Annotated in this window: 21 protein-coding genes; 14 read left to right on the top strand and 7 right to left on the bottom strand. The window is 69.6% G+C overall.

Translation table 11 applies throughout. The annotated features are described in order from the left end of the window. Nucleotides 1-923 (top strand): hypothetical protein (locus VM306_RS29720; protein WP_325521054.1); only part of this gene is annotated, 923 nt, incomplete at its 5' end. Here the strand turns inward: VM306_RS29720 and VM306_RS29715 are convergent. Beyond that, nucleotides 916-2,205 (bottom strand): adenylosuccinate synthase, encoded by a 1,290-nt coding sequence (locus VM306_RS29715; protein WP_325521053.1) that lies wholly within the window; start codon nucleotides 2,203-2,205, stop codon nucleotides 916-918. The two genes, VM306_RS29720 and VM306_RS29715, sit on opposite strands and share 8 nt — an antisense overlap. A gap of 110 nt (nucleotides 2,206-2,315) precedes the next feature. On the opposite strand from VM306_RS29715, the gene VM306_RS29710 reads away from it, so the two are divergent. The 3 genes from VM306_RS29710 (at nucleotide 2,316) to VM306_RS29700 (ending at nucleotide 3,947) form a co-directional block, all read left to right on the top strand. Continuing rightward, a complete protein-coding gene (locus VM306_RS29710; RefSeq protein ID WP_325521052.1) occupies nucleotides 2,316-2,924 on the top strand; it encodes a hypothetical protein in 609 nt (202 codons plus the stop codon). Between the two features lie 142 nt (nucleotides 2,925-3,066). After that, nucleotides 3,067-3,696, top strand: a complete 630-nt coding sequence (locus VM306_RS29705; protein WP_325521051.1) for an HNH endonuclease family protein — start codon at nucleotides 3,067-3,069, stop codon at nucleotides 3,694-3,696. Continuing rightward, a complete protein-coding gene (locus VM306_RS29700) occupies nucleotides 3,696-3,947 on the top strand; it encodes a hypothetical protein (protein WP_325521055.1) in 252 nt (83 codons plus the stop codon). Before VM306_RS29705 ends, VM306_RS29700 begins: the two co-directional genes overlap by 1 nt. On the opposite strand, the gene VM306_RS29695 is transcribed toward VM306_RS29700, so the two are convergent. Then, nucleotides 3,856-5,016: an FUSC family protein gene (locus VM306_RS29695; RefSeq protein WP_325521050.1), complete on the bottom strand. Its 1,161-nt coding sequence runs from the start codon at nucleotides 5,014-5,016 to the stop codon at nucleotides 3,856-3,858. The genes VM306_RS29700 and VM306_RS29695 overlap by 92 nt on opposite strands. Before the next feature lie 6 nt (nucleotides 5,017-5,022). After that, on the bottom strand, nucleotides 5,023-5,433 hold the full coding sequence (locus VM306_RS29690) for a DUF3151 domain-containing protein (protein WP_325521049.1): 411 nt from the start codon (nucleotides 5,431-5,433) through the stop codon (nucleotides 5,023-5,025). 250 nt (nucleotides 5,434-5,683) lie between these two features. Here VM306_RS29690 and VM306_RS29685 point away from each other — a divergent pair, with 250 nt between their 5' ends. After that, nucleotides 5,684-6,799 carry a hypothetical protein gene (locus VM306_RS29685; protein WP_325521048.1) on the top strand — a complete coding sequence of 372 codons (1,116 nt, stop codon included), beginning with the start codon at nucleotides 5,684-5,686 and terminating at the stop codon, nucleotides 6,797-6,799. On the opposite strand, the gene VM306_RS29680 is transcribed toward VM306_RS29685, so the two are convergent. Further along, complete coding sequence (locus VM306_RS29680) at nucleotides 6,779-7,150, bottom strand: helix-turn-helix domain-containing protein (RefSeq protein ID WP_325521047.1); 372 nt, start codon at nucleotides 7,148-7,150, stop codon at nucleotides 6,779-6,781. The genes VM306_RS29685 and VM306_RS29680 overlap by 21 nt on opposite strands. 84 nt (nucleotides 7,151-7,234) lie before the next feature. On the opposite strand from VM306_RS29680, the gene VM306_RS29675 reads away from it, so the two are divergent. Beyond that, nucleotides 7,235-8,074 (top strand): SDR family oxidoreductase, encoded by an 840-nt coding sequence (locus tag VM306_RS29675; RefSeq protein WP_325521046.1) that lies wholly within the window; start codon nucleotides 7,235-7,237, stop codon nucleotides 8,072-8,074. 48 nt (nucleotides 8,075-8,122) lie between these two features. On the opposite strand, the gene fbaA is transcribed toward VM306_RS29675, so the two are convergent. Both fbaA and VM306_RS29665 read right to left on the bottom strand, forming a co-directional pair. Further along, entirely contained in the window at nucleotides 8,123-9,157 is a 1,035-nt protein-coding gene (gene fbaA, locus VM306_RS29670; protein WP_325521045.1) for a class II fructose-bisphosphate aldolase, read from the bottom strand. 55 nt (nucleotides 9,158-9,212) lie between these two features. Beyond that, the gene (locus tag VM306_RS29665) at nucleotides 9,213-10,007 is read right to left on the bottom strand and encodes a TIGR03620 family F420-dependent LLM class oxidoreductase (RefSeq protein WP_325521044.1); all 795 of its coding nucleotides are present in this window, start codon (nucleotides 10,005-10,007) and stop codon (nucleotides 9,213-9,215) included. A 28-nt stretch (nucleotides 10,008-10,035) separates the two neighbouring features. On the opposite strand from VM306_RS29665, the gene VM306_RS29660 reads away from it, so the two are divergent. From VM306_RS29660 to VM306_RS29650, 3 genes are all read left to right on the top strand, one after another. After that, complete coding sequence (locus VM306_RS29660; protein ID WP_325521043.1) at nucleotides 10,036-10,320, top strand: DUF427 domain-containing protein; 285 nt, start codon at nucleotides 10,036-10,038, stop codon at nucleotides 10,318-10,320. Nucleotides 10,321-10,468: 148 nt separating this feature from the next. Then, nucleotides 10,469-11,395, top strand: a complete 927-nt coding sequence (locus VM306_RS29655) for an aldo/keto reductase (protein WP_325521042.1) — start codon at nucleotides 10,469-10,471, stop codon at nucleotides 11,393-11,395. A gap of 44 nt (nucleotides 11,396-11,439) precedes the next feature. Then, entirely contained in the window at nucleotides 11,440-12,291 is an 852-nt protein-coding gene (locus VM306_RS29650) for an SDR family oxidoreductase (protein WP_325521041.1), read from the top strand. Here VM306_RS29650 and VM306_RS29645 read toward each other — a convergent pair. Next, nucleotides 12,281-12,562, bottom strand: a complete 282-nt coding sequence (locus VM306_RS29645; RefSeq protein ID WP_325521040.1) for a YciI family protein — start codon at nucleotides 12,560-12,562, stop codon at nucleotides 12,281-12,283. The genes VM306_RS29650 and VM306_RS29645 overlap by 11 nt on opposite strands. A 40-nt stretch (nucleotides 12,563-12,602) precedes the next feature. Here VM306_RS29645 and VM306_RS29640 point away from each other — a divergent pair, with 40 nt between their 5' ends. The 5 genes from VM306_RS29640 to VM306_RS29620 all read left to right on the top strand — a co-directional run. Beyond that, nucleotides 12,603-13,166 carry a SigE family RNA polymerase sigma factor gene (locus VM306_RS29640; RefSeq protein WP_325521039.1) on the top strand — a complete coding sequence of 188 codons (564 nt, stop codon included), beginning with the start codon at nucleotides 12,603-12,605 and terminating at the stop codon, nucleotides 13,164-13,166. Nucleotides 13,167-13,307: 141 nt separating this feature from the next. Then, the gene (locus VM306_RS29635; RefSeq protein WP_325521037.1) at nucleotides 13,308-14,216 is read left to right on the top strand and encodes an ROK family protein; all 909 of its coding nucleotides are present in this window, start codon (nucleotides 13,308-13,310) and stop codon (nucleotides 14,214-14,216) included. After that, the gene (gene nagA, locus VM306_RS29630) at nucleotides 14,216-15,367 is read left to right on the top strand and encodes an N-acetylglucosamine-6-phosphate deacetylase (protein WP_325521035.1); all 1,152 of its coding nucleotides are present in this window, start codon (nucleotides 14,216-14,218) and stop codon (nucleotides 15,365-15,367) included. The genes VM306_RS29635 and nagA overlap by 1 nt, the downstream gene beginning before the upstream one ends. A gap of 13 nt (nucleotides 15,368-15,380) precedes the next feature. Beyond that, nucleotides 15,381-15,575 (top strand): hypothetical protein, encoded by a 195-nt coding sequence (locus VM306_RS29625; protein ID WP_325521033.1) that lies wholly within the window; start codon nucleotides 15,381-15,383, stop codon nucleotides 15,573-15,575. A gap of 17 nt (nucleotides 15,576-15,592) precedes the next feature. Continuing rightward, on the top strand, nucleotides 15,593-16,108 hold a 516-nt coding region (locus VM306_RS29620), incomplete at its 3' end, for a DedA family protein (RefSeq protein ID WP_325521031.1).

The following is a 16,108-nucleotide window of genomic DNA, read 5'->3' as shown; positions in this document are numbered from 1 at the left end:
TCCTGCTGAACTTCAACCGCGTGCCGACGGTCGTGGCGCTGGCGCTGGTCTGGCTGGTGCCGTTGGTGCTGCGCCAGGAGTTCCCACGGATCGCCGCGCTGGCAGGAGCGATCGGCGGTGTGGTGGCGTCCGCCGTCGTGGTGATCCTCGGAGCGCTGGAACCGCCCTTGGTCGCCACCGCCTGGCAGATCATCGGCGTGGTGGCCGTGCAGCTCGTGGTGGTGCTCGCGGCGGCTCGGCGGATGGACCGGGTGGGTGCGCTGTTCGCGGTGTGGCTCATCGGGCTGGCGGGCACCGCGGTGATCTGGTTGACCCGGCTCGACGGCACCCAGGTCGACAGCGTGCTGGCTACGCGACCGCTGCAGGTGTTGCCGGTCTTCGGCACGGTCGTGGCGCTGGCGGGCGGCTGGGTCACGGCGAATGCCGTGCGGAAGCCGTCGGCACCCCAGGGGTTGATCACGATCGCCGTGGTGTCCGTCGCCATGGCTTGGTGGTGGCCCGCGGCGGAGGAGGCGGCACCGCTACGGCCACCCGTCGCGGCGGGTGCCGTGATCAACACCGACGAAGCCGTCAACACGTGGATGTACGGCGGTGGATGGGACCGGTTCACGACCGTGGTGCAGACGAACGACAAGGTGTTCGCCGGTGTGCGGGCGAGCGATCCCGAGGCGATCTGGCGAGGCTGTGAAGCCCTGCTGCCGGTGCTGCGGCAGGACTTCCCGGCCCCACCAGACGCGAAGATCGCGACGGGGTGGCAGGAGGCCTTGCAGGCGCTGGAGAACGGCGCCACGGCGTGCGTGCCGGTGTTCCGCGACAACGGGCCGGACGACGGCACGATGGCACGGGAGTTCACGAAGGGCCTCGAACAGCTGAAGATCACGCAGACCGCGCTGCTCGAGGCCCAGGCCCGCGTTGTCAGCTGAGCACGTCGTGACGAACGATCGTCTGGTCACGGCCGGGGCCGACGCCGATCGCCGAGACGCGAGCGCCGATGATGCTCTCCAGGTACTCGACGTAGGCCTTGGCGTTGGCCGGCAGCTCGTCGAACTCGCGGCAGTGCGAGATGTCCTCGAACCAGCCCGGCAGCTCCTCGTAGACCGGCACGGCGTGGTGCACGTCGGTCTGCGTCATCGGCATCTCGTCGACGCGGCGACCGTCCACTTCGTACGCGACGCAGACCGGCACCTTCTCGAGGCCGGACAGCACGTCCAACTTGGTGAGGAAGTAGTCGGTGATGCCGTTGACGCGGGAGGCGTAACGGGCGATCACGGCGTCGAACCAGCCGGTGCGGCGCGAACGCCCGGTGGTGACACCGAACTCGCCGCCCTGCTTGCGCAGGTACTCGCCCATGTCGTCGTTGAGCTCGGTCGGGAACGGACCGGAGCCGACGCGGGTCGTGTAGGCCTTCAGGATGCCGATCACGGTGCTGATGCGGGTCGGGCCGACACCGGAGCCGACCGTCGCGCCACCGGACGTCGGGTTCGACGACGTGACGAACGGGTAGGTGCCGTGGTCGACGTCGAGCAGGGTGCCCTGCGAGCCCTCCAGCACCACGATCTCGCCGCGGTCGAGCGCCTGGTTGAGCAGCAGGCGGGTGTCCGCGATGCGGTGCACGAAGTGCTGGCCGCGCTCCAGCACCTGGTCGACGACCTGGTCGGGGTCGAGCGCCTTGCGGTTGTAGACCTTGACCAGCACCTGGTTCTTGAAGTCCAGGGCCGCCTCGACCTTCTGCCGCAGGATCTTCTCGTCCAGCAGGTCCTGCACGCGCACGCCGACGCGGGCGAGCTTGTCCTGGTAGGCGGGGCCGATGCCGCGACCGGTGGTGCCGATCTTGGCCTTGCCCAGGTAGCGCTCGGTCACCTTGTCGATGGCCACGTGGTACGGCATGATCAAGTGCGCGTCGGACGAGATCAGCAGGCCGCCGGTGTCGACGCCCTTCTCCTCCAGCCCCGCGAGCTCCTCGAGCAGCACGCCGGGGTCGACCACGACACCGTTGCCGATCACGTTCTTCACACCGGGTGTGAGGATGCCGGACGGGATGAGGTGGAGGGCGAACTTCTGACCGTCCGGGAGGACCACGGTGTGACCCGCGTTGTTGCCGCCCTGGTAGCGGACGATCCACTGGACACGCTCACCGAGGATGTCGGTGGCCTTGCCCTTGCCCTCATCGCCCCACTGGGCACCGATCAGCACGACGGCCGGCATGTGAAACTCCAAGCGCTTGGACTGGTTCGAGCGAACGCCGGTAAGCGAGGGTAGACCAGGAGATGACCGTGCACGGAATCGTGTTGGCCTGCGGAAACACGCAGTCGCCAATGATCACTCAACGTGACGACGTCCACGTCGTCCCTGCCCGCCCCGGCAAGGACCACGTCGACCCGCACCTGGACGCGGAACGGCTCGTCGTCGCGGGCACCGACGCCGACCTGGCCGCGGTCGCGGTCCGGTTGCTGCGCAAGGAGAAGCTCGGCTCGGTCGCACTGGGTTACGTGCCCACCGGGCAGTCGTCGTTCGCCGCGCTGTGGGGGCTTTCGACGAACCGGGAACGCGCGCTGGACATCGCCCTGAACGGTGACGTGGATCCCGTTCCTCTCGTGCGCGACGACGTCGGCGGTGTCCTCATGGGACTCGGCGTGCTCTCGCCCGTTCGTGGCGTTGGTTACAGCGACGCGGACAACGTGCTGCGCGGCCAGGCGTCCCGGATCGAGTGCACGCCCGACACCGAGGGCGGCCTGGGTCTCGTGATCAGGATCATCCACAAGCGCCTGATCGGGTCCAGGGTGAGGGAGAGCCGCCCCCGCGCGTTCCAGCTCGGCTGCCTGCCCACCACGGCCGTGCTCGACGGGCACAAGCACCCGCGCCCGGTCGACAAGTGGACCTGGTACCGGCACACCGAGGACTTGAGGCTCGTCCGGGGCGTGTAGGGCCTGTATCGAAGTCCGTGTTCGATAGCCGGTCCCTAGCCGTGTACTTGCCATTCGACTGAGTGTCACTCGAAGGCATTGCGCAATTCCAGACTGTGACCAAGGGTGGTCCCGATCACTTCCCACTAGGAAGGTCGGGACGATGTCACCAGTAAGCCGAACCATCGGTGTCCTGGTCGCCACCGCGGCCATCACCCTCGGTTTTGTTTCCCCTGCACTCGCGACACCGCCGAACATTCCCACCGCCGCCACCGCGAAGACGGAGCTGGCGGGGCTGACCGTGCGCGCCGACGGCTCCATGACGGGCTATTCGCGCGACAAGTTCCCCCACTGGATCACCCAGTCGGGGACCTGCAACACCCGTGAGGCCGTGCTGAAGCGCGACGGCACGAACGTGGTGACCGACTCGTCGTGCGCCGCCACGTCGGGCCGCTGGTTCTCGCCGTACGACGGCGCGACGTGGACCGCGGCCGCCGACGTGGACATCGACCACGTCGTGCCCCTGGCGGCCGCCTGGAGGTCGGGAGCGGCGTCCTGGACCACCGCGCAGCGCCAGTCGTTCGCCAACGACATGTCCGGCCCTCAGCTGATCGCCGTGACCGACAACGTGAACCAGGCGAAGGGCGACCAGACGCCGGCGACGTGGAAGCCTCCGCTGACGTCCTACTGGTGCACCTACGCGAAGATGTGGGTACACACCAAGTACCGCTGGAGCCTCAGCGTGAACTCGGCGGAGAAGACCGAACTGACGGGCATGCTCGGAAGGTGCTGATGGCGTCCCACTCCTCGCTCTTCGTGGCGGGCCCCGGTGGCGTGATGACCGACGAGGTCGGCGTCGTCACCGGTGACCTGGAGCTGTGCACCGAGCTCTCCGACGACGGGAAGCTGCGCGCGCTCGTCCGCTACGAGGGTGCGGAGGAGTGGTACGCCATCACGGGCGGCTCGTGCGCCCTGGCCGATCCTCAGGACCACGAGCAGGTGCACTCGCTTCTGCTGGGGATCCTGAACCGGCCGGAGGGCTGAGCGGCGGCAACGCCTCCATCGCCTCGCTCCTGCTGAGCCCTGTCGCCTGCAGCAGGTCCACCGCGATGCTGCGGATCTGCGCCAGCACGACCTTGGACGAGAACCCGTCCCCGCCGAGACGCCGCGCGGTGAGCTGCCGCGCGGCGTCCCGCACGGCCTGCCGCGTCCCGCTGGGCTCCTTGCCCTTCTCCAGCTCGCCCTTGAGGCAGTCGACGGCGTCCGCGTAGTCCTTCAGGACCTCGGGCACGCCGTCCGGGATCAGCTCGTCCGCCTTCAGCGCCGCCATGGTCCTGCGGGCCAGCACACGGGTGTTGCGGATCGCGTAGTCCACCGGCCCGGCGGCCGTCTGGAACCGGCTGAGCTCGTCCTTGGACCGCCACCGGATCGGCGCGATCCTCGCGATCTCGCTGCCGGTCTGCAGCGCCGACTTGTAGTCGTCGATCGCGGCCTGGCTGGTCCGCAGCTCGGCCAGCACCCCGGCGGCCTTCACCGAGTCCTTCTCGGTCAGGGCCTCCGCGAGGGTCCTCAACGCGCCGCTGAGCGTGTTCGTCAGCGCCTTGAGCTGCCGCTGCGCCACCGTGATGGGGTTGGCGGGGAGGAGCGCCGCGACGGCGAGCCCGACCAGGCCGCCGGTCAGCGCGTCGATCATCCGGTCGAGCCCGCCACCGGCGCTGGGCGGCAGCAGCGTGGCGACGAGGACGGCGCTGCTGCCGGCCTGCAACGCGATGACCGTGCCGCTGTCCAGCAGCACCGCCGCCGACATCGCCAGCGCGACGACCAGCGCGATCTGCCAGGGACCGCTGCCGATCCAGCCGATCAGCGCGTCGCCCACGCCGACACCGACCGACACGCCGACGACCAGCTCACCGACGCGCCGCAGCCGTTGCCCCAGGGAGATCCCGAGGCAGACGACGGCGGCGATCGGCGCGAAGAACGGGTGCGGGTGTCCGAACACGAGGGTCGCCACGATCCACGCGAGACCGGCGGACAGGGCGCAGTGGACGATCGGCAGCGCGGCCCCGCGCCACCGCGCCAGCCCACGCCCCACCGCGTCCCGGACGGCACCCACGCCGGATCAGACCAGGCCGAGCGCGGCGGGCGCCTTCGGGTCGGAGTCGGCCAGGAACGTGCTGCAGCGCTCCCACTCCTCGTCCTCACCGATCTCGCGAGCGGCACGGGCGAGTGCGGCCAGCGCGCGCAGGAAGCCCTGGTTCGGCCGGTGGTCCCACGGCACGGGTCCGAAGCCCTTCCAGCCGGACCGGCGCAGCTGGTCGAGGCCGCGGTGGTAGCCGGTGCGGGCGTAGGCGTAGGCGGCGACGGGGTCTCCGGAGTGCAGCGCGCGCTCGGCCAGCAGCGCCCAGGCCTCGGAGAAGTCGGGGTAGGCCCGCACGATCTTGCCGGGGTCGGTGCCGCCGTCCGCGGCGGCCTGCGCCTCGGGGCGGTCGGGGAGACGGGTCGGCTCGGGCCCGAGGAGGTTGTCAACCATGCGGCCCATCGTGCCGCACGACGCCCGCTTACGAGATGAAGACCCTCATGACCGTGGCCACAACAGCCAGGGCCAACGCGGTGACGACCACTGCTGCGACGATCTTTTTGCCCATGGCCGCGCATGGTGCCGCGCTGGACCGGTCAGATCAACGCCGTTCACCCGGTTGTGCACACAAATTAGAAACATCAGGGTAAAACCAGGGTGGATTCGGCTACCTGAACCCGGAACCTCAGCTCATGATGTGCGGATGATTCAGGGGGCAAGGCAGTTCCGGGACCAGTACTGGGAGCGGGGCGTTCCCGGCAGGGAGACACCGGCGGCGCTCACGAAGCAGCTCTACCGGCTGTGGCTCGCCGGACTGCTCCTCAAGCTGATCGGCTCGTCGTGGGACGTCTCGTGGCACTTCAAGTGGCTGCGCGACGACCTGGCGCCGCCGCATCTGATCAACACGGTCGGCACGGTCATCGTGGTGGCGCTGACGCTGTTCCACACGTTCACCGGGTACGGCGTCGACAAGCTGACGTTGCGGCTGATGCAGGCCGGGTGCGGGATCTTCCTCGTCGCACTGCCGATCGACATCATCAACCACCGCGTGAACGGGCTCGACATCACGTCGTGGAGTGGTTCGCACGCGCTGCTCTACCTCGGCACGGCCGTCATGCTGGTCGGCGTGATCCGCGGGTGGATGAAGTACTTCCCCGAGGGCAACGCACGGACGTTCGGGCTCGTCGCGCTGTGGTTCTTCTTCCTGGAGAACGTCTGGTTCCCCAACCAGCACCAGGAATACGGCGTGCGCGCGTTGCAGGCCTACGACAACGGCAAGGCCGAGGCCGAGCCGATCCTGCTGCAGTTCGCCGCCGACCAGCTCGGCGTCCCGGTCGGACGCGAGGCGGTCGTGCACTTCGCGCTGCCCATCGCCGACTGGGTCTACCCGGTGTGGGGTCTCGTCGCGGCGGCGATCGTCCTGGTCATCGCGCGGCGCACGATCAACAGGCCGTGGGCCGCGACCGTCGTCGTGGGCGGCTACGTCGCGTACCGGTGCCTGATCTGGCCGTTGCTCGCGGGCATCGACTTCCCGAAGTCCGCCGTGCCGCTGTTCCTGATCTTCGTCGGCCTCGCGATCGACGCGGCGCACGTGGTGAAGATGCCCACGCCGGCCGCGGCCGTGCTGGGGTCCGCGGCCGTCACGACCGTCGGTTACGTCGGCATCTGGTTCCAGCAGGAGTACCTGTGGGGGCCGCCGATCTCGTACTCGTCGGCGGCGGTCACGGCCGTGCTGCTGGCGGTGCTGTGGACGGCCGGGGACATGGTGATCCACCGGCCGGAGACGCAGATGATCGCGTCAAGGCTGAAGCTGAGCTGACAACCGGCTGGTGATCCGGCCGAACAGGTCGGTCAGCGGCTCTCCGACGTCCCGCCCGAACTCGGTCAGCCCGTAGGTGACCTGGGGCGGGGTCGTCGGCTCCACCCTGCGCCAGACCAGGCCGTCCTCGACGAGCCCGCGCAGGGTCTGGGAGAGCATCTTCTCGCTGATGCCGCGGATGCTCTCGCGCAGCTCGAAGAACCTGAGGTCGTTGGTCTGCAGGGAGATCAGCACCCAGATGCCCCACCGGCTGGTGACGTGGTCGACCATCTCGCGTGCGGGGCAGTCGGTGTGAAACACCTCATACCGCTCCGTCGTGCCGTTGCGCGTGAACTGAGCTCCGACCGCCATGTCCGGAGCTTACCTCCAGGTACGTCCTTACTAAATGTAAGCCCGGTTCCTAGCGTCGTGCCCACATCGACGAAGGAGCTGTTCATGATCGTGGTGACCGGGGCGACCGGGAACATCGGGCGAGTGCTGACGAAGGCGCTGGCCGAGGCGGGCGAGCAGGTGACGGCGGTGTCGCGGCACGCGGCGGAGGTGCCCGCCGGCGTCCGGCACGTGGTGGCCGACCTGAGTGCTCCGGCGAGCCTGGCGCCCGCGCTGGCCGGCGCGAAGGCGTTGTTCCTGCTGCTGTCCGGCGACCTGCACGCGGCCGAGGCCAACCCCGCCGACGTCGTCCGCCTGGCGACGGACAACGGCGTGCGCCGCGTGGTCCTGCTGTCCACTCTCGGCGTGGTGACCAGGCCGTTCGGGACGACGAGGATCGCCATGCGCGCACTGGAGGACGAGGTGCGGGGTTCCGGTGTGGACTGGGCGATCCTGCGGCCGGGCGGCTTCGCGTCCAACGCGCTGTGGTGGGCCGAGCCGGTCCGCGCGCAGCGGGTCGTCGCGGCGCCGTTCGGGGACATCGGGGTGCCCGTGGTCGACCCGGCGGACATCGCCGACGTCGCGGCCGCCTGCCTGCTGGACGACCGGCACAACGGCGGCGTGTACGAGCTGACCGGCCCGGAGGTGATCACGCCGCGCGAGCAGACCGCGGCCATCGCCGCGGCGCTGGGTTCGCCGGTGCGGTTCCACGAGCTGACGCGGGCCGAGGCCAGGGCGGGGATGGTGACGATGATGCCCGGCGAGCTCGCCGACGACACGCTGGACATCCTCGGTTCGCCGACCCCGGCCGAGGTGCGGGTGAGCCCGGACGTGCAGGCGGTGCTCGGGCGCGCGCCGCGCACGTTCGCCGACTGGGCCCTGCGCCACGTCGAAGCGTTCCGCTGACGCGAAAAGGGCCCCGGCTCGCGCCGGGGCCCTGTCGTCGTTCGCGCGTCAGCCCGCGATCATGCGGCCCGACGACTTGAGGTGCTCGCACGCCGAGGCGATGCGGGCGGCCATGGCCTGCTCAGCGGCCTTGAGGTAGCTGCGCGGGTCGTAGGCCTTCTTGTTGCCGACCTCGCCGTCGATCTTCAGCACGCCGTCGTAGTTCGCGAACATGTGCGCCGCGATCGGGCGGGTGAACGCGTACTGCGTGTCCGTGTCGATGTTCATCTTGATGACGCCGTACGACACGGCCTCGTGGATCTCCTCGAGCAGCGAGCCGGAGCCGCCGTGGAAGACCAGGTCGAACGGCTTCGAGCCGGCCGCGAGACCGAGCTTCTCCGCCACGACGTCCTGACCCTGCTTGAGGATCTCCGGGCGCAGCTTGACGTTGCCCGGCTTGTAGACGCCGTGCACGTTGCCGAAGGTCGCGGCGAGCAGGTAGCGGCCCTTCTCGCCGGCGCCGAGGACCTCGACGGTCTTCAGGTAGTCCTCCGGCGTCGTGTAGAGCTTGTCGTTGATCTCGTTGTCGACGCCGTCCTCCTCGCCACCGACGACGCCGACCTCGATCTCGAGGACGATCCTCGCCTTGGCCGCGAGGTCGAGCAGCTCGCTCGCGATCTCGAGGTTCTCGTCCATCGGCACGGCGGAGCCGTCCCACATGTGCGACTGGAAGAGCGGGTTGCCGCCCTTGTCCACCCGCTCCTGGCTGATCGCGATCAGCGGCCGCACGTACCCGTCGAGCTTGTCCTTCGGGCAGTGGTCCGTGTGCAGCGCGATGTTCACCGGGTACTTCGCGGCAACGACGTGCGCGAACTCGGCGAGCGCCACGGCGCCGGTCACCATGTCCTTGACCTTGGTGCCAGAGGCGAACTCGGCACCGCCGGTCGAAACCTGGATGATGCCGTCGCTCTCAGCCTCGGCGAAGCCGCGCAGAGCCGCGTTCAGCGTCTCCGACGACGTGACGTTGATGGCGGGGTAGGCGAACTCGTTCGCCTTGGCCCGGTCCAGCATCTCCGCGTAGACCTCGGGAGTTGCGATGGGCATCGGTGGTCCTCCTCAGGCGCCCTGACGGGTGTCGACCGCATCCTACGAGGCCGGGTCACAGACCCAACGCGGCGGCCAGCTCGGCATAGTGCCCGTTCAGGGACTGGACGGCCACGTGGTCGGCGCCCGCGTCCAGGTGGGCGCGCAGCTTCTCCGCCACCTGGCCGGGGTTACCGTGCGGTACGAGTGCATCGATCAAGTCGTCGGAGCCCCGGTTCGCGACGTCTTCCTCCGTGAAACCCCAGCGCAACCAGTTGCTCGTGTAGTTGGTGAGCTCGAAGTAGTACGCCAGCTGCTCGCGCGCGATCTTCCTGGCTTCGGCGGGGTCCTCCTCCACGACCACGGTCACCTCGGGCGCGAGGAGCTTGTCCCCGAGGATTCCGCGCGCGTGCTCGGTGTGCGCCTTGGGGACGAGGTACGGGTGCGCGCCCGCGGTCCGCTCGGCGGCGAGCTTGAGGACGCGCGGCCCGAGCGCGGCCAGCACGACCTTCTCCCGCGGGACGTCGAGCCGGTCGAGGTAGTTCGTGAGCTTCTCGTACGGTTTCTCGTAGGCCTGGTCGACCTGCCGGTGTCCGGCCCCGATGCCGAGCACGAGCCGTTCGTCCGCGATGCGGTCGAACGAGCGGGCCACGTCCTCCGGCTCGGTCTGCCAGACGTTGAGGATGCCGGTCGCGATGGTCATGGTCGTGGTGGCGCCGAGCAGCTGCTCCGGCAGCGCGAGGTCGGCCTCGGGCGACCCGCCCACCCAGAAGGTGCCGTAGCCCAGCCGTTCGAGCTCGGCGACCTCGTCCACGCGTCCTGCCCAGGCCTGATGAGGCCCCCACACACCGAACGTTCCGAAAGTCGTCACACTCCGAGCCTGGGGGCATAGTGGAGACATGGCAACCGCTCGGTGGAACGACAAGACCATTGCGTCGAGCGACGACACCGTCGTCGTCGAAGGCAACCACTACTTCCCGCTCGACTCCGTGGACCCGGACGTGCTGAAGCCGTCGGAGTACACGACGGTGTGCCCCTGGAAGGGGACCGCCAACTACTTCTCGCTGCAGGTGGACGGCGCCGAGAACCGCGACGCCGCCTGGTACTACGCCGAGCCCAAGGAGGCGGCGTCGGAGATCAAGGGCCGCGTGGCGTTCTGGAAGGGCGTCGAGATCACGGCCTGAGGCCGCCGCCTCGTCCGGACGTGGATGCCGGGCACCTGAACGCACGGCTGTCCACATCACGAGACACCCACAGCTCTCCCCGCGCCCCCACCGCGTGGCGCGGGGAACGGCGTCGAGATTCCCGCCGAGGACCGACTACCGTTCGAACATGGGGATCTTGAGCACCACCGACCTGACCGTGTCCCGCCTCTGCCTGGGCGGCAACGTGTTCGGCTGGACCGCCGACGAGGGGCAGTCGTTCGCCGTCCTCGACGCCTACGTCGCGGCGGGCGGGAACTTCGTCGACACCGCCGACTCCTACTCGGCCTGGGCGGAGGGCAACTCCGGCGGCGAGTCGGAGACGATCATCGGCAGGTGGCTGGCCAGGCGTGACGACCGCGACCAGCTCGTCGTCGCCACCAAGGTCGGCATGCTCGCCGGGTTCAAGAACCAGAAGCGCGACACCATCCTGAGCAGCGCCGACCGGTCGTTGAAACGGCTCGGTGTCGACCACATCGACCTCTACTACAACCACCTCGACGACCCCGGCACGCCGCTCGAGGAGACGCTGGCCGCCTACGACGAGCTGGTCAGGCAGGGCAAGGTCCGGTACGTCGCCGCGTCCAACTTCTCCGCCGAGCGGCTGGCCGAGGCGCTGGAGATCCAGGAGCGCGAGGGCTTCGCGAAGTTCGTGGCGTTGCAGCCCGAGTACAACCTGGTCAGCCGCGACGAGTTCGAGGGTGCGCTGCAGCAGACGGTCGCGGAGCACGGGCTGGCGACCGTGCCCTACTGGTCGCTCGCCAAGGGGTTCCTGACCGGCAAGTACCGGCCGGGGATCGCGGTGGAGAGCGCGAGGGCGAACGCCGCCTCGCAGTACCTCGACGAGCACGGGCTGCAGGTCCTGGAGGTGCTCGACGAGCTGGCCGAGACGCACGGGACGACGGTGGCCTCCGTCGCTCTCGCGTGGCTCGCCCAGCAGCCCACGGTCGCGGCGCCGATCGCGTCCGCGCGGACGTTGGAGCAGCTCAACGACCTCACGCCGGTCCTCGAGCTCGAGCTCTCCCAGGACGAGGTGGACCGGCTGAGCGCAATTTAACTTGCCAGTAGCTTACCGGGAGTAGGTTGCGTTACCGTGGCGGCATGGACGTCACGGGCAAGGTGGTACTGATCACCGGCGCGGCCAGGGGCATCGGCGCCGAGGTGGCGAGGCAGCTGGCCGCGCGCGGGGCTCGGCTCGCGCTCGTCGGGCTCGAGAAAGCCCAGCTCGACGAAGTCGCGCAGCAGACCGGTGGCAAGGCTTGGGAAGCCGATGTCACCGACTGGGACGTGCTCGACCGCGTCATGAACGAGGCGGCCGAGCACTTCGGGCGCATCGACGTCGTGGTGGCGAACGCGGGTATCGCGGCCACCGGGTTCGTGCGCTCGATGGACCCGAAGGCGTTCGAGCGGGTCATCGAGGTCAACCTGCTCGGTGTGTGGCGCACGGTCCGCACGGCGCTGCCGCACCTGATCAAGAGCCGCGGCTACTGCCTGGTCGTGTCATCGCTCGCGGCGATCGTCCACATCCCCGGCAACGCGGCCTACTCGGCGGCGAAGGCGGGCAGCGAGGCGTTCGCGGACAGCCTCCGCGCCGAGGTCAGGCACCTCGGCGTCGACGTCGGCACCGCGTACTTCTCGTGGATCGCCACGGACATGGTCAACAGCGCCGACGAGCACCCCGTCTTCGGCAGGCTGCGCCAGGGCATGCCGGGGCTCGCGAGCAAGAAGTACCCGGTCCGCAACGTCGGCAGGGCCGTCGTCAAGGGCATCGAGAAGCGCGCGAAGGCGGTCCACGTCCCCGGCTGGGTCGGCGCTCTGAAGTACTTCCGCGCGTTCACGCCGGTGGTCGTGGACCGCCAGTCGACCGAAGAGGTGGCCGAAGCCGACAGGCAGATGGCCGCGAACGACACCTCTGGCCTGGTCGGACCCGGTGGGCAGGCTGCTAGCCGGTGACCCAGGGGCCCATCAGCGGGGTCCACTCGCGGATGCGCCACTCCGCGACGTTCGCGGGCGTGTAGGGGTCGGCGGCGATGATCTCCTTCAGCGAGGCCTCGTCGTCGGCCTCGTAGATGATCAACGCGCCGGCGTCGTCCGCGTACGGGCCTGACGCGAGGATCACGCCCTTCTCGGCGAGGGAGGCGATGTACTCGCGGTGCTCGGGGCGCACCGCGAGGCGCTTCTCGCGATCCGGGCCGAACACCAATTCGACTGCAAAGCGGGCCATGCGTCCACCGTAGTGAACGTGACCGGTACCGTCCTACCCTGTGGTTGGCGACGAAACACCGCGCACCGTGCAGGACACCCTGACCAACCTGCGAATCAAGGACGGCGTCGCAGGACCCCCCGCAGGGCCGCTCACGCTCGAAGACCTGTACAAGCAGCACCGCATGCGCCTCGTCCGGCTCGCGCTGCTGCTCGTGGACGAGCCCGCGACAGCGGAGGACGTGGTGCAGGAGGCCTTCGCCGGTCTGCACCGCAACTGGAAGGGTCTGCGCGACGCGCAGGCCGCTGTCGGTTATCTCCGCACAGCCGTGGTCAACGGCTCACGCAGCGTGCTGCGCCGCCGCAAGACCGCCCGCGACTACACCCCGCCGCACGTGGCGAACGCGCGCTCGGCCGAGTCGCTCGCGATGCTGACCGCGGAGCACCAGGCCGTGGTCAAGGCGTTGCAGCAGCTGCCACCGCGCCAGCGCGAGGTGCTCGTGCTGCGCTACTACGGCGACCTGTCCGAGGCGGAGATCGCCGAGGCCACCGGCATCTCGAAGGGCACCGTGAAGTCGACGGCCTCCCGCGCTCTCGACGCCCTGCAGAAGATCATGGCGGGCTGACCGCCACAGGCAGCACACTTCACCATTTCCCCAGTTGAGGCCGTTTTGCCCGATGCGGGCGGTTTCAGCTCGTAAGACCGCGCGCCCAAATCGGTGCTTGGTATAGACCAATAGCCCTCCCATGCCGCAGGATCAGTTCCCGTGGCACGCAGACACGTGGTCGCCGTCGACATCGGTGGCACCGAAACCAAGGCGGCACTCGTCACCGGCACCTCGGACGCGGTGGCGGCGCGGAAGCACGCGCGCAGGGCGACTCCCGGCGAGCTGGAGCCCCTGCTCGACGTGATCGCCGAGCTCGTGGACGAGCTGAGCGGCGCCTCCGAGCACGAGATCGACGCCGTGGGAGTCGTGGCGCCGGGCATCGTGGACGAGGCCGCCGGCGTCGGCGTGTACACGGCCAACCTGCCGTGGAGCGGGTTCCCGTTCAGCACCGTCCTCACCGAACGGCTCGGTGTGCCCACGGCGTTCGGCCACGACGTGCGCGCCGCGGGTCTGGCCGAGTGCCGCATGGGTGCCGCCAAGGACCTGCGCAACGCCGTCATCATGCCCATCGGCACGGGGATCGCCGGTGCGCTGCTGCTCGACGGGAAGATCTTCAGCGCCGGCGGCTTCGCGGGCGAGATCGGACATGTGAACGTTGGCCACGGCGTGCCTTGCGCGTGTGGCCAGATCGGCTGCGTGGAGACAGTGGCGTCCTCCGCGGCGATCGCCCGCCGGTACACCGCACGTACCGGCATCCCCGTCAACGGCGCCGCTGAAGTCGCACGCAGGGTGAGGGACGGGGAGCAGGACGCCGTCGCCGTGTGGCACGAGGCCGTGGACGCGCTCGCCAGGGGGATCCTGGTGCTGGCGACGCTGCTCGGCCCCGAGGCCGTCGTGCTCGGTGGTGGGCTCGCACTGGCGGGAGACCTGCTGGTGGAGCCCCTGAGGGAACGGCTGGACGGCCTGATCGCCTTCCAGCGCCGACCGGAGCTGCGGCTCGCGGCGCTCGGCGACGAGGCGGGCTTCCTCGGCGCGGCGTTGCTGGCCATCGACACGCTGGAGGCGTGATGAGCACGTGGGGTGGACCTGTCGACGTGACCCTGACCGGTGGTCGGGTCGTCACGCCGGACGGGGTGCTCGAGAACGGGTGGGTCAGCGTCCGCGACGGCAGGATCGCCGCGGTCGGCGAGGGAGTCGCGCCAGAAGGCCCGACGACCGACGTCGGCGGGGGCACGATCGTGCCGGGGTTCGTCGACATCCACTGCCACGGCGGTGGCGGGGACGCGTTCACCAGCAGCGACCCGGTCAAGATCCGCAAGGCCGCCGCCGCGCACCGCAGGCACGGCACCACGACGATGCTGGCCTCGCTGGTCTCGCGCCCGGTCCCGGAGCTGGCCGACCAGGTGTCCGCGCTGGCCGAGCTGGTCCAGGAGGGCGTCGTCGCGGGCATCCACCTGGAGGGCCCGTTCCTGTCGGCCGCCCGCTGCGGCGCGCACGACCCGGCGATCCTGTGCCCGCCGGAGCACACCGCGGTGACGAAGCTGCTCGACGCCGGCAAGGGCACCGTCCGCATGATCACCGTCGCGCCCGAGCTGGAGGGCGCGGTCCAGGCCGTGCGGCAGCTCGTGGACAACGACGTCATCGCCGCCATCGGCCACACCGACGCGACGGAGGCGCAGGTCCGCCCGGCCGTCGACGCGGGCGCGTCCGTGGCGACGCACCTGTTCAACGGCATGCGGCCGCTGCACCACCGCGAGCCCGGCCCGATCGGCGCGCTGCTGGACGACGAACGCGTCACCGTCGAGCTCATCTGCGACCTGGTGCACCTGCACCCGACCTCGGTCCGCCTCGCCGCACGCCACGCCGGCCTCAAGCGCACGGTCCTGATCACCGACGCCATCGCGGCGGCCGGTGTCGGTGACGGCGTGTACGACGTCGGCGGGCTCGAAGTGCGCGTCGTCGACGGAGTGCCGACATTGGCAGGCGGCGCCGCGCTCGCCGGCAGCACGCTGACGATGGACATGGCGTTCCGCAACGCCGTCAACTCGTGCGGGCTGTCGCTCGTGGAGGCCGCGTACGCCACCTCGACCCGCGGCGCGGAGCTCCTCGGGCTCGACACGGGCAAGCTCCAGGCGGGCTGTGCGGCCGACCTCGTCGTGCTGGATGCAGAATTGAAGCCGAAGGACGTGTTGGTCAGGGGCGAGTGGCTCAAGGACTAGAAGGACCAGGTGCATGGCGGACGACCCGGAGCGGTTGGTGACCGACGCGCTGCGAGCGCAGGCGACCAGCACGAATGCCGGATTTGCCGCACATGTCCCGATTGCTGACGAGCGTCCGGCACCCATGTCCGTGTGGTGGGTGCTGGGCCTCGCGCTGCTGTTGGGCCTGGCAGCGGGCACGGTGGCAGCGGTGATCACGCTCAGCTGACCTGTACCGTTGTGGCTGTGACTGTTGCATTGGGCCCTGACTGGCTGGACCCCACCGTTCTGCTGAACGGGCTCGGCCCGTACATGCTCATCGGGCTGTGCCTCATCATCTTCGCGGAGTGCGGGCTGCTCGTCGGCTTCTTCCTGCCGGGCGACTCACTGCTGTTCACAGCGGGTCTCTTCGTCGCCGCCGGCACCATCGACACGCCGCTCTGGCTCGTCTGCGCGCTGCTGACGGTCTGCGCGTTCGCCGGCAACGTCGCCGGCTACTACATCGGCGCGAAAGCCGGTCCGGCGCTGTTCAGCAAGCCGGAGTCGAAGATCTTCAAGAAGGAGTACGTCGACAAGACGGAGCAGTTCTTCGACAAGTACGGCGCCCGCGCGATCGTCATGGCCCGGTTCGTGCCCATCGTGCGCACGTTCATCACCGCGATGGCCGGCGTGGGCCGGATGGACCGCCGCAAGTACTTCACGTACTCGATCATCGGCGGCGTCGGCTGGGCGTCGGGCATCACCGTCCTGGGCTACTTCCTC

The sequence above is a fragment of the Lentzea sp. genome, assembly GCF_035525475.1.
Taxonomy (GTDB): Bacteria; Actinomycetota; Actinomycetes; order Mycobacteriales; family Pseudonocardiaceae; genus Lentzea.
The sequence above is the reverse complement of the archived record's forward strand: the minus strand, read 5'-3'. Positions and strand labels throughout refer to the sequence as shown.

Bases quoted from the DNA above. Each gene is read 5' to 3' on its own strand.
- VM306_RS29715 (WP_325521053.1), bottom strand. From the start codon at position 2,205: ATGCCGGCCGTCGTGCTGATCGGTGCCCAGTGGGGCGATGAGGGCAAG.
- VM306_RS29710 (WP_325521052.1), top strand. From the start codon at position 2,316: ATGATCACTCAACGTGACGACGTCCACGTCGTCCCTGCCCGCCCCGGC.
- VM306_RS29705 (WP_325521051.1), top strand. From the start codon at position 3,067: ATGTCACCAGTAAGCCGAACCATCGGTGTCCTGGTCGCCACCGCGGCC.
- VM306_RS29700 (WP_325521055.1), top strand. From the start codon at position 3,696: ATGGCGTCCCACTCCTCGCTCTTCGTGGCGGGCCCCGGTGGCGTGATG.
- VM306_RS29690 (WP_325521049.1), bottom strand. From the start codon at position 5,433: ATGGTTGACAACCTCCTCGGGCCCGAGCCGACCCGTCTCCCCGACCGC.
- VM306_RS29685 (WP_325521048.1), top strand. From the start codon at position 5,684: ATGATTCAGGGGGCAAGGCAGTTCCGGGACCAGTACTGGGAGCGGGGC.
- VM306_RS29680 (WP_325521047.1), bottom strand. From the start codon at position 7,150: ATGGCGGTCGGAGCTCAGTTCACGCGCAACGGCACGACGGAGCGGTAT.
- VM306_RS29675 (WP_325521046.1), top strand. From the start codon at position 7,235: ATGATCGTGGTGACCGGGGCGACCGGGAACATCGGGCGAGTGCTGACG.
- fbaA (WP_325521045.1), bottom strand. From the start codon at position 9,157: ATGCCCATCGCAACTCCCGAGGTCTACGCGGAGATGCTGGACCGGGCC.
- VM306_RS29660 (WP_325521043.1), top strand. From the start codon at position 10,036: ATGGCAACCGCTCGGTGGAACGACAAGACCATTGCGTCGAGCGACGAC.
- VM306_RS29655 (WP_325521042.1), top strand. From the start codon at position 10,469: ATGGGGATCTTGAGCACCACCGACCTGACCGTGTCCCGCCTCTGCCTG.
- VM306_RS29650 (WP_325521041.1), top strand. From the start codon at position 11,440: ATGGACGTCACGGGCAAGGTGGTACTGATCACCGGCGCGGCCAGGGGC.
- VM306_RS29645 (WP_325521040.1), bottom strand. From the start codon at position 12,562: ATGGCCCGCTTTGCAGTCGAATTGGTGTTCGGCCCGGATCGCGAGAAG.
- nagA (WP_325521035.1), top strand. From the start codon at position 14,216: ATGAGCACGTGGGGTGGACCTGTCGACGTGACCCTGACCGGTGGTCGG.
- VM306_RS29625 (WP_325521033.1), top strand. From the start codon at position 15,381: ATGGCGGACGACCCGGAGCGGTTGGTGACCGACGCGCTGCGAGCGCAG.